At 55.3% G+C, this 16,450-nt stretch carries 15 protein-coding genes; 10 read left to right on the top strand and 5 right to left on the bottom strand.

Features of this window, described 5'->3' with window-relative positions:
- Positions 1 to 117: 117 nt before the first annotated feature.
- Together gcvP and ECL_RS21080 are read left to right on the top strand one after the other, a co-directional pair.
- Complete coding sequence (gene gcvP, locus ECL_RS21085) at positions 118 to 2,991, top strand: aminomethyl-transferring glycine dehydrogenase (RefSeq protein WP_013098621.1); 2,874 nt, start codon at positions 118 to 120, stop codon at positions 2,989 to 2,991.
- 72 nt (positions 2,992 to 3,063) lie between these two features.
- Positions 3,064 to 3,807, top strand: a complete 744-nt coding sequence (locus ECL_RS21080) for an SDR family oxidoreductase (RefSeq protein WP_013098620.1) — start codon at positions 3,064 to 3,066, stop codon at positions 3,805 to 3,807.
- Between the two features lie 69 nt (positions 3,808 to 3,876).
- Here the strand turns inward: ECL_RS21080 and ECL_RS21075 are convergent, their stop codons facing one another.
- Both ECL_RS21075 and ECL_RS21070 read right to left on the bottom strand, forming a co-directional pair.
- Positions 3,877 to 5,310, bottom strand: coding sequence for a 6-phospho-beta-glucosidase (locus tag ECL_RS21075; protein ID WP_013098619.1), 1,434 nt, complete (start codon positions 5,308 to 5,310; stop codon positions 3,877 to 3,879).
- Between the two features lie 116 nt (positions 5,311 to 5,426).
- Positions 5,427 to 6,158, bottom strand: coding sequence for a MurR/RpiR family transcriptional regulator (locus ECL_RS21070; protein ID WP_013098618.1), 732 nt, complete (start codon positions 6,156 to 6,158; stop codon positions 5,427 to 5,429).
- 265 nt (positions 6,159 to 6,423) lie between these two features.
- Here ECL_RS21070 and trhA point away from each other — a divergent pair, with 265 nt between their 5' ends.
- The gene (gene trhA, locus ECL_RS21065; protein ID WP_003863433.1) at positions 6,424 to 7,083 is read left to right on the top strand and encodes a PAQR family membrane homeostasis protein TrhA; all 660 of its coding nucleotides are present in this window, start codon (positions 6,424 to 6,426) and stop codon (positions 7,081 to 7,083) included.
- A gap of 109 nt (positions 7,084 to 7,192) precedes the next feature.
- On the opposite strand, the gene ygfZ is transcribed toward trhA, so the two are convergent.
- Positions 7,193 to 8,173 (bottom strand): tRNA-modifying protein YgfZ, encoded by a 981-nt coding sequence (gene ygfZ, locus ECL_RS21060; protein ID WP_013098616.1) that lies wholly within the window; start codon positions 8,171 to 8,173, stop codon positions 7,193 to 7,195.
- Between the two features lie 294 nt (positions 8,174 to 8,467).
- Here ygfZ and sdhE point away from each other — a divergent pair, with 294 nt between their 5' ends.
- Together sdhE and ECL_RS21050 are read left to right on the top strand one after the other, a co-directional pair.
- The gene (gene sdhE, locus ECL_RS21055) at positions 8,468 to 8,734 is read left to right on the top strand and encodes an FAD assembly factor SdhE (protein WP_013098615.1); all 267 of its coding nucleotides are present in this window, start codon (positions 8,468 to 8,470) and stop codon (positions 8,732 to 8,734) included.
- Complete coding sequence (locus ECL_RS21050; RefSeq protein ID WP_023620447.1) at positions 8,715 to 9,128, top strand: protein YgfX; 414 nt, start codon at positions 8,715 to 8,717, stop codon at positions 9,126 to 9,128. Before sdhE ends, ECL_RS21050 begins: the two co-directional genes overlap by 20 nt.
- Before the next feature lie 6 nt (positions 9,129 to 9,134).
- On the opposite strand, the gene fldB is transcribed toward ECL_RS21050, so the two are convergent.
- A complete protein-coding gene (gene fldB / locus ECL_RS21045; RefSeq protein ID WP_013098613.1) occupies positions 9,135 to 9,656 on the bottom strand; it encodes a flavodoxin FldB in 522 nt (173 codons plus the stop codon).
- Positions 9,657 to 9,757: 101 nt separating this feature from the next.
- Between fldB and xerD the strand changes: the two genes are divergently transcribed.
- The 5 genes from xerD (at position 9,758) to lysS (ending at position 15,851) form a co-directional block, all read left to right on the top strand.
- Positions 9,758 to 10,654: a site-specific tyrosine recombinase XerD gene (xerD, locus tag ECL_RS21040; protein WP_013098612.1), complete on the top strand. Its 897-nt coding sequence runs from the start codon at positions 9,758 to 9,760 to the stop codon at positions 10,652 to 10,654.
- A gap of 28 nt (positions 10,655 to 10,682) precedes the next feature.
- Positions 10,683 to 11,396, top strand: a complete 714-nt coding sequence (dsbC, locus tag ECL_RS21035) for a bifunctional protein-disulfide isomerase/oxidoreductase DsbC (protein WP_013098611.1) — start codon at positions 10,683 to 10,685, stop codon at positions 11,394 to 11,396.
- 5 nt (positions 11,397 to 11,401) lie between these two features.
- On the top strand, positions 11,402 to 13,135 hold the full coding sequence (gene recJ, locus ECL_RS21030) for a single-stranded-DNA-specific exonuclease RecJ (protein WP_013098610.1): 1,734 nt from the start codon (positions 11,402 to 11,404) through the stop codon (positions 13,133 to 13,135).
- Positions 13,136 to 13,225: 90 nt separating this feature from the next.
- A protein-coding gene (prfB, locus tag ECL_RS21025) for a peptide chain release factor 2 (RefSeq protein ID WP_095908218.1) occupies positions 13,226 to 14,324 on the top strand; the annotation gives its coding sequence in 2 pieces (ribosomal slippage) (positions 13,226 to 13,300 and positions 13,302 to 14,324; 1,098 coding nt in all).
- Between the two features lie 9 nt (positions 14,325 to 14,333).
- Positions 14,334 to 15,851, top strand: a complete 1,518-nt coding sequence (gene lysS / locus ECL_RS21020) for a lysine--tRNA ligase (protein WP_013098608.1) — start codon at positions 14,334 to 14,336, stop codon at positions 15,849 to 15,851.
- A gap of 47 nt (positions 15,852 to 15,898) precedes the next feature.
- Here lysS and idi read toward each other — a convergent pair whose 3' ends face one another.
- Positions 15,899 to 16,441, bottom strand: a complete 543-nt coding sequence (idi, locus tag ECL_RS21015) for an isopentenyl-diphosphate Delta-isomerase (protein WP_013098607.1) — start codon at positions 16,439 to 16,441, stop codon at positions 15,899 to 15,901.
- Positions 16,442 to 16,450: the final 9 nt, after the last annotated feature.

Below are 16,450 nucleotides of genomic sequence, written 5' to 3'. Positions count from 1 at the left end.
ATCCCTCTCCCTTCGGGAGAGGACAGGGGTGAGGGTGCCCATCTTCCCCTCACCCTAAACCCTCTCCCGGTGGGAGAGGGAACTTATATTCACTGCACGTTTCAGGAACCATCGCTCATGACACAGACTTTAAGCCAGCTTGAAAACCGTGGCGCCTTCATTGAACGTCACATAGGGCCGGATGCTCAGCAACAGCAGGAGATGCTGAAGACAGTTGGCGCGGATTCATTAGACGCACTGATCGGCCAGATCGTGCCAAAAGACATCCAGCTTGCCACGCCACCACAGGTGGGCGAGGCGACGACTGAATTTGCTGCGCTGGCAGAATTAAAGGCCATTGCAGCCCTTAACAAGCGCTATAAGTCTTACATTGGCATGGGTTATACCAACGTGCAGTTACCGCCGGTGATCCTGCGCAACATGCTGGAAAACCCGGGCTGGTATACCGCGTATACCCCCTATCAGCCGGAAGTGTCCCAGGGCCGTCTGGAAGCGCTGTTGAACTTCCAGCAGGTGACCCTGGATCTGACCGGTCTCGACATCGCCTCTGCGTCTCTGCTGGATGAAGCGACCGCCGCGGCAGAAGCCATGGCAATGGCGAAACGCGTGAGCAAGCTGAAAAACGCCAACCGCTTCTTCGTGGCGGCGGATGTTCATCCGCAGACGCTGGATGTGGTACGCACTCGTGCGGAAACCTTTGGCTTCGACGTGATTGTCGACGATGCCGACAAAGTACTGGATCACCAGGATGTCTTTGGCGTGCTGCTACAGCAGGTGGGCACCACCGGCGAAGTGCATGACTACAGCGCCCTGATGACCGAACTCAAATCCCGCAAAGTCGTTGTCAGCGTCGCCGCTGATTTTATGGCACTGGTACTGTTGACGGCGCCTGGCAAACAGGGTGCGGATATCGTCTTCGGCTCTGCGCAGCGCTTCGGCGTGCCGATGGGCTACGGCGGCCCGCACGCGGCATTCTTTGCGGCAAAAGATGAATTCAAACGCTCCATGCCTGGCCGTATTATCGGTGTGTCAAAAGACGCTGCCGGTAACACTGCGCTGCGCATGGCGATGCAGACGCGTGAGCAGCATATCCGCCGCGAGAAAGCGAACTCCAACATTTGTACCTCGCAGGTTCTGCTGGCTAACATTGCCAGCCTGTATGCGGTGTTCCACGGTCCGGTTGGCCTGAAACGCATCGCCAGCCGCATTCACCGTCTGGCCGATATTCTGGCCTGCGGTCTGCAGCAGAAAGGCCTCAAACTGCGTCACGCTCACTACTTCGACACCCTGTGCGTTGAAGTGGCGGACAAAGCGGCGGTGCTGGCGCGTGCTGATGCGGCGCAAATCAACCTGCGCAGCGACATCCATAACGCGGTCGGCATCACCCTCGATGAATCCACCACCCGTGTAGATATCGTCAACCTGTTTAACGTGTTGCTGGGCGACGCGCACGGTCTGGATATTGATACGCTGGACAAAGAGGTCGCGCTCGACAGCCGTTCAATTCAGGAAAGCATGCTGCGTAACGATGCGATCCTGACGCACCCGGTCTTTAACCGCTACCACAGCGAAACCGAGATGATGCGTTACATGCACTCTCTGGAGCGCAAGGATCTGGCGCTGAACCAGGCGATGATCCCGCTGGGTTCCTGCACCATGAAGCTGAACGCGGCGGCGGAGATGATCCCTATCACCTGGCCTGAGTTTGCCGAGCTGCACCCGTTCTGCCCTGCCGAACAGGCGGAAGGGTATCACCTGATGATCAACCAGCTCTCCGACTGGCTGGTGAAACTGACGGGTTATGACGCGCTCTGCATGCAGCCAAACTCAGGTGCGCAGGGTGAGTACGCCGGTCTGCTGGCGATCCGCCACTATCACGAGAGCCGTAACGAAGGCCACCGTGATATCTGCCTGATCCCAAGCTCTGCCCACGGCACCAACCCGGCCTCCGCCCAGATGGCGGGGATGGAAGTCGTCGTGGTGGCGTGCGATAAGAACGGCAACATTGACCTCGCTGACCTGCGTGCGAAAGCCGAACAGGCGGGCGATAAGCTCTCCTGCATCATGGTGACCTACCCGTCGACTCACGGCGTGTACGAAGAGACCATCCGTGAAGTGTGTGAAGTGGTGCATCAGTTTGGCGGCCAGGTCTATCTCGACGGTGCGAACATGAATGCGCAGGTGAGCATCACCTCGCCGGGCTTCATCGGCGCGGACGTTTCGCACCTGAACCTGCATAAAACCTTCTGCATTCCGCACGGCGGTGGCGGCCCGGGTATGGGGCCAATCGGCGTGAAAGCGCACCTGGCACCGTTTGTTCCAGGCCATAGCGTGGTGCAGATCGAAGGGATGCTGACCCGTCAGGGCGCGGTGTCAGCGGCACCGTTTGGTAGCGCCTCTATCCTGCCAATCAGCTGGATGTACATCCGCATGATGGGCGCGGAAGGGCTGAAAAAGGCAAGCCAGGTGGCGATCCTGAACGCTAACTACATCGCGACCCGCCTCAAGTCGGCCTATCCGGTGCTCTACACCGGTCGTGATGGCCGCGTGGCGCACGAGTGCATTCTGGATATTCGTCCGCTCAAAGAGCAGACCGGCATTAGCGAGCTGGATATTGCCAAACGTCTTATCGACTATGGATTCCATGCGCCAACCATGTCGTTCCCGGTTGCGGGTACGCTGATGGTGGAGCCAACGGAGTCCGAGAGCAAAGCCGAGCTGGACCGCTTTATTGATGCGATGCTGGCCATCCGCATGGAGATCGACCACGTGCAGGACGGCGAATGGACGCTGGAAGACAACCCGCTGGTCAATGCGCCGCACACGCAGCATGAAATGGTGGCGGAGTGGAATCACGGTTACAGCCGTGAACTGGCGGTCTTCCCGGCCGGTGTGGCAAACAAATACTGGCCAACCGTGAAACGTCTTGATGACGTCTACGGTGACCGTAATCTGTTCTGCTCCTGCGTACCAATGAGCGAATACCAGTAATCGTGTTGATGTAGTAACGTAGGCCGGGTATGGCGAAGCCGCCATACCCGGCTTTTTTATTGGGAGAAAAGAATGGGTATTGCACTTGTAACAGGCGCCAGCCGCGGTATCGGTAAAGCCACCGCGCTGCAGCTGGCAAACGAAGGCTACACCGTGGCGGTGAATTATCACCACAATATCAAGGCTGCGACGGACGTTATCAACCAGATCGTCGGGGCGGGCGGTAAAGCCTTTGCCCTGCGCGCAGATATTAGCGATGAAGCGCAGGTACTGGCGATGTTCGACAGTCTTGACCGAGAAGCTGAGCCGCTAACCGCGCTGGTGAATAACGCCGGGATCCTGTTTGAGCAATCCACCATCGAAAATCTTTCGGCTGAACGCATTAATCGCGTGCTGGCAACTAACGTCACGGGGTATTTCCTTTGCTGCCGTGAAGCGGTAAAGCGTATGTCGCACAAACATGGCGGCAAGGGTGGGGCGATTGTGAATGTCTCCTCCGCGGCGTCACGACTGGGCGCACCGGGTGAGTATGTGGATTACGCGGCGTCCAAAGGGGCGGTGGATTCACTGACAACCGGGTTAGCGCTGGAGGTGGCGGCGCAAGGGATCCGCGTTAACTGCGTGCGTCCTGGGCTTATCTATACCGACATCCATGCCGACGGTGGAGAGCCGGGACGTGTGGATCGCGTTAAGTCGTTGCTGCCGATGCAGCGCGGCGGCCAGCCTGAAGAGGTAGCCCAGGCGATTGTCTGGCTGCTGAGCGAGAAAGCGTCGTACGTGACGGGCAGTTTTATTGAGTTAGCGGGCGGGAAGTAAACCCCTTACCCTAACCCTCTCCCCAAAAGGGAGAGGGGATCAAGCGTAGCGCCGCCCGGCGTTACAGAGTTAAAGCGTCTCACCGTTACTGGCAATCACACCTTTATACCACTCGAAGCTTTTCTTACGGGAGCGCGACATGTCGCCCGTGCCGTCGTCGTGCTTGTTCACATAGATAAAACCATAGCGCTTGCTGTACTGGCCGGTGGTGAACGACACGCAGTCGATACAGCCCCACGGCGTATAACCCATCAGGTCCACGCCATCGTGCGTCACGGCTTTGATCATCTCTTCCACGTGAGCGCGCAGATAGTCGATGCGGTAATCGTCGTTAATGCTGCCATCTTCTTCCACTTTATCGTAGGCGCCAAAACCGTTCTCGACGATAAACAGCGGTTTCTGATAACGCTCGTATAGCTCACACAGAGAGTAGCGCAGACCCACAGGGTCAATCTGCCAGCCCCAGTCAGAGGCTTTCACATGCGGGTTGGGCACGCTGCCTTCAAAGCCTGAAATTGCATCGCCGGTACCGCCTTCTGCTTTGACGGCGTTAGTCATGTAATAGCTGAAACCTAAGTAGTCGCAGGTACCTTCACGCAGGATCTGCTCATCACCCGGCTCCATGTTAATGGTAAAACCACGGCGCTCCCACTCATTCAGTACATAAGACGGGTAATAACCGCGCAGCTGAACGTCGGTAAAGACATAGCGTTCACGCATGGATTCCTGGGCAAACATCACGTCCTCCGGTTTACAGGAGAACGGATAGAGCGCCACCATCGCCAGCATACAGCCGACCTTCATTTCAGGGTTAATACGACGCGCAGCTTTCACTGCCAGGGCGCTTGCCACAAACTGATGATGCAGCACCTGGTACATGGTCTCTTCCGGGTTGTCGTGCTCGGTATAGACCACACCGGAGCAGCAGTAACCGAACAGCGGGGCACGCCAGTTACGCTGGTTGTTGATTTCGTTGAAGGTCATCCAGTATTTGACCTTGTTTTTGTAACGCTCGAAGACCACTTCCGCGAAACGGACAAAGAAATCGACCACTTTACGGTTGGTCCAGGCGCCATATTCCTGCAACAGGTGCAGCGGCATTTCGAAGTGGGAGAGGGTGATCACCGGCTCGATGTTGTACTTTAGCAACTCATCGAACAGATCGTCGTAAAACTTCAGCCCTTCTTCATTGGGCTGCGTTTCGTCACCTTTCGGGAAGATGCGCGTCCAGGCGATAGAGGTGCGGAAACATTTGAAGCCCATCTCGGCAAACAGCTTGATGTCTTCTTTGTAGTGGCCGTGAAAGTCGATGGCCTCGTGGTTTGGGTAGTATTTACCCGGTACCACTTCCTGGGTGATTTCACGGGGAACGCCATGCGCGCCACCGGTCAGCACGTCACAGATGCTCGGCCCTTTGCCGCCTTTGTTCCAGCCGCCTTCCACCTGGTGAGCAGCAACCGCGCCGCCCCATAAAAAATCTTTTGGTAAGGTTAATTTTTTCATCGTTGCTATTCTCAATTCATGACTTATTGGAATCGAGTCTAGCAAAGCGACATTAAATGTCACGATATAACAATTTGCCTGAATTGTAATTTGTTACATGCAAAAAACAGGATGTTTTATTCTGTTAATTTCTTCGCCAGTTTACGCCCGAGCGACTCCAGAATATAAATAACGGGGATTTGGGTGGTGATATCATACACGCCTGCAATACGCGTCTGTGGAACATGCCAGGAGAGATTAAAATCGGCCAGTTTTGCCAGCCGCGAGTGCTCATGGCTGGTAATGGAGAGTACCTTGCAGTGATGCAGGCTGAACTGGCTGGCGAAGCGCAGGATCTCTTCCGTTTCACCGGATACCGACAGTACAATCGCCAGCGCATTTTTGGCCATATCATTGGTCACCGGGAAATAAGGATCGTCGATATGGTTGCTGAATTTACCGATATTAGAAAAGAAGCGTGCACCATATTTTGCCAGCGAGCCTGAGGTCCCTGCGCCGACAAAGATAATTCGCTCGGACGATAATATTATCTCCACCGCTTCATCTAATAATGTATCGAACTCTTCATTATTAACGCTTTTAAAGAAGCTGATAATTTCACTGGCACCAAAATTTATCTGCTGAGGCTCATTCTGCTCCAGATAGAGCCTAAAGCGTACGCGAAATTCAGAGTAGCCTTCGCAGTTGAGTTTGCGGCAAAAGCGCAGGATAGTGGTGGTGGAGACACCCGCCGCGTCCGCCAGTTCGCGGATAGTCATGTACATCACTTTGTCACGATTTTTGATGACATAGTTGTAGACCATCATCTCCAGATTATTGAGACTGGCAATGGCGGCGTGGGTGAACATACTCACAGTGGCATAACTCTCATTCAGACTTCATTGACCCATCATAACATGCAGCCAGAGGGCAGGATCCATTTTTATGCCTTTGATTCATAATGATTAAATTTTAATGTGAACAAATGTAAGGTGAAACTGTTTTTTATGTCTATGATTTTTATATATAAATTATGGATTGAAATTATTTTAGCTAACAGGTGTTCACTGGAATCATTCTCAGTTAGCATAGTCATGCGATGAATAATCATCTTTCGTTTTCCCGGAGTTTTGTATGGTGAGCAGACCATTAATCGCACAGGGATATTCACTGGCTGAGGAAGTAGCCAACAGCATCAGCCACGGCATTGGCCTGGTGTTTGGGATTGTCGGTTTAGTGTTATTACTGGTGCAGGCGGTGGACACCAACGCCAGTGCCATGGCCATTACCAGCTACAGCCTGTATGGCGGGAGTATGATCCTGCTGTTTCTGGCGTCGACGCTGTATCACGCCATTCCGCATCAGCGGGCAAAGATATGGCTCAAAAAATTTGACCACTGCGCTATCTATCTTCTTATTGCAGGCACCTACACGCCATTCCTGCTGGTGGGGTTGAACTCACCGCTGTCGCGTGGCCTGATGATTGTGATCTGGAGCCTGGCACTGCTGGGGATCCTCTTTAAGCTGACCATTGCGCACCGGTTTAAGGTGCTGTCGCTGGTGACCTACCTGACGATGGGCTGGCTGTCGCTGATAGTGGTTTATCAGCTGGCGATTAAGCTGGCGGTAGGGGGCGTGACCTTGCTTGCCGTAGGCGGCGTGGTCTACTCGTTGGGCGTCATTTTCTATGTCTGCAAGCGCATCCCTTATAACCATGCCATCTGGCACGGCTTTGTACTTGGGGGCAGCGTGTGTCACTTCCTGGCCATTTATTTGTATGTGGGGCAGGTGTAGTTTTTACATCTTGCGGCCTGTTGCCCTCACCCTAACCCTCTCCCACAGCGAGAGGGAGAACACCAAAACCGTAGGCCCGGTAAGCGCAGCGCCACCGGGCGATACAGCATCACTCTTCCAGTGAATACGGCAGCGGCTCAATACTCAAGGTATTGGCATCATCACGCACGCGGAACACGCTGTCGGCTTCCATGTCGTTGTTCATCACCGCCTGCACCAGCAGACGGCCATCATCCAGCTGAACGGCGGCTAGCACGATGCCGGTACGGCGCCAGTTTTCACCCATCTTCAGTTCTAAATATTCACCCGCTTCCGGTACACGGCTGGCGTGACCCGCCAGTGTCCACAGCGCGCGCTTATTTGCGCCGCGGAATTTTGCCCGCGCGACCATCTCCTGGCCGGTGTAACAGCCTTTTTTAAAGCTGATGCCGCCCAGCGCCTGCAGGTTGGTCGCCTGCGGAATAAACTGCGCGCTGTTGGCCGCGTCAATCACCGGCAGACCCGCTTCAATGTTCAGTGCCAGCCACTGTTGGCTGTTATTGAACTGGGCTTCACCGCGCAGGGCCTCAGTTACGCGCTCGGCGGTCGCGGCATCGGTCACCAGCAGGAAACGCTCTGCAGGGTGTTCAAACCACAGAATGGAGGTCTCACCTTCGCTAACCAGCTGCTTTTCTGCATCCGGCAGTTCGTTGAACAGGTTTTTCAGCGCGGCACGCGCCTGGAAACCGGCCACACCCAGCAGCACGTGCTCGTCATCTGGCGCAATCGTGACTTTGGAAAAGACCGCGTATTTCTTCAGCTCTTTAAGCTGGTCATCACGCAGGCTGCGGCGCTCAATAAAGGCAAAGCCATCCTGACGGCGGAACAGACGCAGGTTGCTCCACATTTTGCCTTTTGGATCGCAATGCGCAGCCAGCAGGTGCTGATGTTCGGTCATCTGGCTCACGTCTGCCGTGACCTGGCCCTGAAGGTATTTTTCGGCGTCGGCACCAACAAGTGTGGCCAGTGCCCAGTCATCAAGAGAAATAAGCGTCAGCGGCAGACGCGCAGAGGCGGCGGGCTGGCGAGGAGAAAATGGTGTAAATCCCATAACGGTATCCTGAATTGCTTAACGCTTTGATAATGCCTAATGGTAAAAGAGACTACAGCCATTGCAAGCGCTTTCAGCAGGCCATTCGTGCCATAACGCAGCAATGCGTAGTGCCACGCAAAATAGTGTAATCCGCTGTCTTTATAGGGGTTATTCTGGAAGCCCGCTTCAGCTTCGCAATATTCCAGTAAAGAAACGGTCAAAAACACGTTACACTAGCGAGTGTCCCCGCAGAGAAATAAAGAAGACTGAACGGGGTACCGACTGTGCCAAACGTAATGCAGGAAACAGAACATGGATATTAACAACAAGGCCCGTATTCACTGGGCATGCCGACGCGGCATGCGTGAACTTGATATCTCCATCATGCCTTTCTTCGAATATGAGTATGACAGCTTAAGCGATGAGGATAAGCGTCTGTTTGTTCGCCTGCTTGAATCTGACGATCCCGATTTATTCAACTGGCTGATGAACCACGGCAAGCCCGCCGACACCGAGTTGCAACGGATGGTGCAATTAATTCAAACACGGAATCGGGAACGTGGTCCTGTGGCAATCTGATCTTCGCGTCTCGTGGCGCTCGCAGTGGATGTCGTTATTGCTCCACGGCCTGGTCGCGGCATTTGTTTTACTGATGCCGTGGCCGCTTAGCTATACGCCGCTGTGGCTGTTGTTGCTGTCGTTCGTCGTTTTTGACAGCGTGCGCAGCCAGCGCCGGATCAATGCCCGCCAGGGTGAGATTAAATTACTGATGGACTCCCGCCTGCGCTGGCAGGGTAAAGAGTGGGATATCCTCGGTATGCCCTGGATGCTCAGTTCCGGCATGATGCTACGGTTACGCCAGGTGGGCGGCGGTAAGTGCCAGCATCTGTGGCTGGCCGCCGACAGTATGGATATTGCGGAGTGGCGGGAACTGCGCCGGATGCTACTGCAGCAGCAACCGACGCAGGAATAATACGCGTTAACTGAACTTCTCGGCCATTTCGCCCAGAATCTGCTCGCACCAGGTTTGCAGACGCTCGTCGCTCAGATCGTACTGGTTGGTTTCATCCAGCGCGAGCCCGACAAACAACTGGCCGTCTGCGATAATCGGTTTTTTACTGGTAAATTCGTAACCTTCCGTTGGCCAGTAGCCGATAAACGTGACGCCCTTCGGTGCCAGCTTATCGTGCAGCATGCCGAGTGCATCCAGGAACCATTCCCCGTAACCGAACTGGTCGCCCATACCGTACATGGCAATGATTTTGCCGTCGAGGTTGAGCGTATCGAGCTGATCCCAGATGGCTTCCCAGTCTTCCTGTATCTCACCGAAATCCCAGGTCGGGATGCCGAGGATCAATACGTCGTACTGCTCCATCAGCGTGAGCGCATCGTCCTTCAGGTTATGCAACGTCACCAGTTCCGGGCCAATGATGTCGCGAATTTTCTCTGCCGCCATTTCGGTGTAGCAGGTGCTGGAACCATAAAACAGACCAATATTCATCGCGTATCTATCTCAATTCTTGCTATGACTTTGCGCGTAGTGTACCAGAAACCGCTCGCAATCAGGCATAATGCCCGGATTGCAGAATCAAAGGGGCTGATGTGGAAAAGGATCTCGCACTCATCGAACAGTTTCTCGACGCGCTGTGGCTGGAGAAAAACCTGGCCCAAAATACGCTGAGCGCCTATCGGCGGGACCTCACCATGCTGGTGGAGTGGCTGGCACACCGGGGACTGTCGCTGGAGAGCGCACAAAGCGACGACCTGCAGGCGCTGCTGGGCGAGCGTATGGAAGGGGGCTACAAAGCCACCAGCTCTGCGCGTCTGCTCAGTGCAATGCGTCGACTGTTCCAGCATCTCTACCGTGAGAAAATTCGCGCGGACGATCCCAGCGCCCTCCTGGCATCGCCTAAACTCCCGCAGCGGCTACCGAAAGATCTCAGCGAAGCACAAGTTGAGAGATTATTACAATCACCGGCTGTTGACCTGCCGCTGGAGTTACGCGATAAAGCCATGCTTGAGCTATTGTATGCTACCGGCTTGCGCGTTTCGGAACTGGTTGGCCTGACGATGAGCGACATCAGCTTGCGTCAGGGCGTGGTTCGTGTGATCGGTAAAGGGAACAAGGAACGGCTGGTCCCGCTGGGAGAAGAGGCGGTGTACTGGCTGGAAACGTATCTGGAGCACGGTCGTCCGTGGTTGCTGAACGGCGTTTCTATCGATGTCTTGTTCCCCAGTCAGCGTGCGCAGCAGATGACGCGGCAAACGTTCTGGCATCGCATCAAGCATTACGCCACACTGGCGGGCATTGACAGCGAAAAGCTGTCGCCGCACGTGTTGCGGCATGCCTTTGCGACACATCTGCTGAACCACGGCGCCGATCTGCGCGTGGTGCAGATGCTGCTGGGACACAGCGATCTTTCCACGACGCAAATTTACACCCATGTCGCGACGGAACGCCTGCGGCAGCTACACCAACAGCACCACCCTCGCGCGTGAGTGCCGACGAATTGTTACAGGATCTTATATGAAAAAGTCTTTTGCGCTGTTCACCCTGCTGGCAGCCTCTTTTACCGGTTTTGCCCATGCGGATGACGCCGCTATCAAACAGTCGCTGACGAAACTCGGCGTAACCAGCAGCGATATTCAGCCTGCGCCGGTGGCGGGGATGAAAACCGTTTTAACCAACAGCGGCGTGCTGTACGTGACCGAAGACGGCAAACACATTATTCAGGGGCCGATGTACGACGTAAGCGGCGCGCAGCCGGTGAACGTGACCAACCAGCTGCTGATGAAAAACCTGAATGCGCTCGAAAAAGAGATGATCGTTTATAAGGCGGCGCAGGAAAAACACGTTATAACCGTCTTTACCGACATCACCTGTGGCTACTGCCACAAGCTGCATGAAGAGATGAAAGATTACAACGCGCTGGGCATTACCGTGCGTTATCTGGCTTTCCCTCGCGCGGGTGTGCAGAGCCAGCCTGAGCAGGATATGAAGGCCATCTGGTGTGCAAAAGATCGTAACAAAGCGTTTGATGACGCGATGAACGGTAAGGGTGTGCAGCCGGCTTCCTGTGATATTGATATTGCCAACCACTACGCACTGGGCGTGCAGTTTGGCGTGACCGGTACGCCAGCCATTGTCTTAAGCAACGGCTACGTTGTCCCGGGCTATCAGGGGCCAAAAGAGATGAAAGAGTTCCTCGACGCGCACCAGAAACAGTTTGGTGGTAAATAATCCGCGTGAAAGCCCCAATAAAATTGCGCCGCCGCGACGCGGTTGAACAGGTTGATTTGCCAGCCGATCTTCCGCCGCTGTTAAAGCGGCTCTACGCCAGCCGCGGCGTGCGGAGTGCAGGTGATCTTGAGCGCAGCGTCAAAGGGATGCTGCCCTGGCAGCAGCTGAACGGCATCGAAAAAGCCACTGAAATGCTCTACAACGCGCTTCGTGAAGGCACGCGCATTGTGGTGGTGGGGGATTTCGATGCCGACGGCGCCACCAGCACCGCGCTGAGCGTGCTCAGCCTGCGCGCGTTGGGCTGCGAAAACGTTACCTATCTGGTGCCTAACCGCTTTGAAGATGGTTATGGCCTTAGCCCGGAAGTGGTCGATCAGGCACATGCCCGCGGCGCGCAGATGATCCTGACCGTAGATAACGGGATCTCCTCCCATGCGGGGGTCGATCACGCGCATCAGTTGGGGATCCCGGTGCTGGTTACCGATCACCACCTGCCGGGTGACACGCTGCCGGCCGCTGAAGCCATTATTAACCCGAACCTGCGCGACTGCGATTTCCCGTCGAAATCACTGGCGGGCGTGGGCGTGGCGTTTTATCTGATGCTGGCGCTGCGCACCCTGCTGCGGGATAAAGGCTGGTTCGAGTCCCGCGGGATCGCCGTGCCCAATCTTGCCGAGTATCTCGATCTTGTTGCGCTCGGCACCGTGGCGGACGTGGTACCGCTCGATACCAATAACCGTATCCTCACCTGGCAAGGGTTAAGCCGCATTCGTGCGGGCAAGTGTCGTCCGGGTATTAAGGCGCTGCTGGAGATTGCGAACCGCGATCCGCTCAAGCTCGCCGCCAGCGATTTGGGCTTTGCCCTCGGCCCGCGCCTGAACGCGGCCGGCAGGCTGGACGATATGTCCGTCGGCGTCGCGCTGCTGCTGTGCGACAACATTGGTGAAGCACGCGTGCTGGCGAATGAACTGGATGCGCTGAACCAGACCCGCAAAGAGATCGAACAGGGAATGCAGGCTGAAGCACTAACCCTGTGTGAAAAGCTTGAACGCAGCGGTGAAACATTGCCGGGCGGGCTGGCGATGTACCACCCTGAGTGGCATCAGGGGGTGGTGGGCATTCTGGCGTCGCGTATTAAAGAGCGTTTCCACCGTCCGGTGATTGCATTTGCGCCCGCAGGCGATGGCACGCTGAAGGGCTCCGGTCGTTCGATTCAGGGGCTGCACATGCGCGATGCGCTGGAGCGTCTGGATACGCTCTACCCGGGCCTGATGCTCAAATTCGGTGGTCACGCGATGGCGGCAGGCTTGTCGCTGGAAGAGGCGAAATTCGACGAGTTTCAGCGTCTGTTTGGCGAACTGGTGACTGACTGGATCGACCCCGCTCTGCTGCAGGGTGAAGTGATTTCCGACGGTGAGCTCGCACCGATGGAGATGACCATGGAAGTGGCGCAAATGCTACGCGATGCAGGCCCGTGGGGGCAGATGTTCCCGGAGCCGCTGTTCGATGGCCGCTTCCGTCTGCTGCAACAGCGCATCGTGGGCGAACGTCACTTGAAAGTGATGGTGGAACCGGTGGGCGGCGGCCCGCTGTTGGATGGTATTGCCTTTAACGTCGATACCGCTGTCTGGCCAGACAATGGCGTACGTGAGGTTGAACTGGCCTACAAACTGGATATCAACGAGTTTCGCGGTAACCGCTCCCTTCAAATCATCATCGACAATATCTGGCCAATTTAGCGGCAGTAATCTCTATAAAAAAGGGCGTGGATTCGGTACAATCCCGCTCTTATCACCGCATTTTGACAAGTCCATAAAAGAAAACAGACCATGTTTGAAATTAATCCGGTAAAAAACCGTATTCAGGACCTCACGGAGCGCTCTGACGTTCTTAGGGGGTATCTTTGACTACGATGCCAAGAAAGAGCGTCTTGAAGAAGTAAACGCCGAGCTGGAACAGCCGGACGTCTGGAACGAGCCTGAACGCGCGCAGGCGCTGGGTAAAGAGCGTTCCTCTCTCGAAGCTATCGTAGATACGCTGGATCAAATGGCTCAGGGGCTGGAAGACGTTTCCGGTTTGCTGGAGCTGGCTGTAGAAGCCGACGACGAAGAAACCTTTAACGAAGCCGTGGCAGAGCTCGACGTGCTGGAAGAGAAGCTGGCGCAGCTTGAGTTCCGTCGTATGTTCTCCGGCGAATACGATAGCGCTGACTGCTATCTCGATATCCAGGCAGGTTCTGGCGGTACTGAAGCGCAGGACTGGGCCAGCATGCTGATGCGCATGTATCTGCGCTGGGCTGAAGCGCGTGGCTTCAAAACCGAGATTATCGAAGAGTCTGAAGGCGAAGTGGCTGGCATTAAGTCCGTCACCATCAAGATCATTGGTGACTACGCCTACGGCTGGCTGCGTACCGAAACCGGCGTTCACCGCCTGGTACGTAAGAGCCCGTTCGACTCCGGTGGTCGTCGTCATACCTCCTTCAGCTCCGCGTTTGTTTACCCCGAAGTTGACGAAGATATCGATATCGAAATCAACCCGGCAGATCTGCGTATCGACGTTTACCGCGCATCTGGCGCGGGTGGACAGCACGTTAACCGTACGGAATCGGCGGTACGTATTACCCACATTCCAACCGGGCTGGTAACACAGTGCCAGAACGACCGTTCCCAGCATAAGAACAAAGACCAGGCCATGAAGCAGATGAAAGCGAAGCTTTATGAGCTGGAGATGCAGAAGAAAAATGCTGAGAAACAGGCGATGGAAGACAACAAGTCTGATATCGGCTGGGGCAGCCAGATCCGTTCTTACGTCCTTGATGACTCCCGCATCAAAGACCTGCGTACCGGGGTTGAAACCCGTAACACGCAGGCGGTGCTGGACGGCAGCCTGGACCAATTTATCGAAGCAAGTTTGAAAGCAGGGTTATGAGGAACCAACATGTCTGAACAACAAGCACAGGGCGCTGACGCGGTAGTCGATCTTAACAACGAACTGAAAACCCGCCGCGAGAAGCTGGCAGCGCTGCGCGAGCAGGGCGTGCCGTTCCCGAACGATTTTCGTCGTGACCACACCTCAGACCAACTGCACGCTGACTTCGACGCTAAAGAAAACGAAGAGCTGGAAGCGCTGAACATCGAAGTGGCCGTTGCGGGCCGTATGATGACCCGTCGTATCATGGGTAAAGCCTCTTTCGTTACCCTGCAGGACGTGGGCGGCCGCATTCAGCTGTACGTTTCCCGTGACGATCTGCCAGAAGGCATCTACAACGAGCAGTTCAAGAAGTGGGACCTGGGCGATATCCTGGGCGCGAAAGGTAAACTGTTCAAAACCAAGACCGGTGAACTGTCTATCCACTGCACCGAACTGCGTCTGTTGACCAAAGCCCTGCGCCCGCTGCCGGACAAATTCCACGGCCTGCAGGATCAGGAAGCGCGCTACCGCCAGCGTTATCTGGACCTCATCTCTAACGATGAGTCCCGCAAGACCTTCAAAATTCGCTCCCAGATCATGGCCGGTATCCGCCAGTTCATGGTTAACCGCGACTTTATGGAAGTGGAAACCCCAATGATGCAGGTGATCCCGGGCGGTGCTTCTGCACGTCCGTTCATCACCCATCACAACGCCCTGGACCTGGACATGTACCTGCGTATCGCGCCGGAACTGTACCTGAAGCGTCTGGTGGTAGGTGGGTTCGATCGCGTGTTCGAAATCAACCGTAACTTCCGTAACGAAGGCATCTCCGTGCGTCATAACCCAGAGTTCACCATGATGGAACTCTATATGGCGTATGCAGATTACAAAGATCTGATCGAGCTGACCGAATCCCTGTTCCGCACCCTGGCGCAGGACATTCTGGGCACCACGCAGGTACCTTACGGTGAAGAAGTGTTCGACTTCGGCAAGCCGTTCGAAAAACTGACCATGCGCGAAGCCATCAAGAAATACCGCCCGGAAACCAACATGGCGGATCTGGATAACTTCGATTCTGCAAAAGCGATCGCTGAAAGCATCGGTATTAAAGTGGAGAAGAGCTGGGGTCTGGGCCGTATCGTGACCGAGATCTTCGAAGAAGTGGCAGAAGCGCACCTGATTCAGCCGACCTTCATCACTGAATATCCGGCTGAAGTGTCCCCGCTGGCGCGTCGTAATGACGAGAATCCGGAGATCACTGACCGTTTTGAATTCTTCATCGGTGGCCGTGAAATCGGCAACGGCTTTAGCGAGCTGAACGATGCAGAAGATCAGGCGCAGCGCTTCCAGGATCAGGTTGACGCAAAAGCGGCAGGCGACGACGAAGCGATGTTCTTCGACGAAGACTACGTGACGGCGCTGGAGCACGGCCTGCCACCAACGGCGGGTCTGGGTATTGGTATTGACCGTATGGTAATGCTGTTCACCAACAGCCACACCATCCGCGACGTGATCCTGTTCCCGGCGATGCGTCCGGTTAAATAACGTCTGCAGATCGTAAAAAGCCCCGTGCGATAGTCGCCGGGGCTTTTTTATTTGGCGGCGAAGGCCCGCAGTTTTTCGCGTGCCGCCGTCGCTTCCATCACCATCCAGGGGCTAAAGGCCCACGGTGTGGCATCCAGAGCCTGGAACAACGCATCCAGATCAACCCATTCGTATGCCATCACTTCATCACTGTTGATCGTCAGCGCATTCGTTATCCTGGCGGCAAAGACCGGGCAAATCTCATTTTCGACGATCCCGGAAGGATCGGTTTCACAGTAGCGAAACTCAGCGGCGACAGGGGTGATCCCGGTAATTTCGGCTCCCACTTCATAGCGGCAGCGGCGCACAATGGCCTGATCAATCGCTTCACCAGATTGCGGATGGCCGCAGACTGAGTTCGTCCAGACGCCCGGCCAGGCTTTTTTGCTTAATGCGCGACGGGTGATAAGACACTCCCCTTTGGCATTGAAGAGCCAGGAAGAGAACGCCAGATGGAGTGGGGTATGGGAGGTATGTGCAGCGTATTTTTCCTGAGTGCCAATCACCATTCCCTGGTCATTTACCAAAATAACGTGTTCTTGAATACTCATTGATGCTCC

It is taken from the genome of Enterobacter cloacae subsp. cloacae ATCC 13047 (genome assembly GCF_000025565.1).
Classification (GTDB): domain Bacteria; phylum Pseudomonadota; class Gammaproteobacteria; order Enterobacterales; family Enterobacteriaceae; genus Enterobacter; species Enterobacter cloacae.
This window is presented reverse-complemented; position numbering and strand designations above follow the sequence as displayed.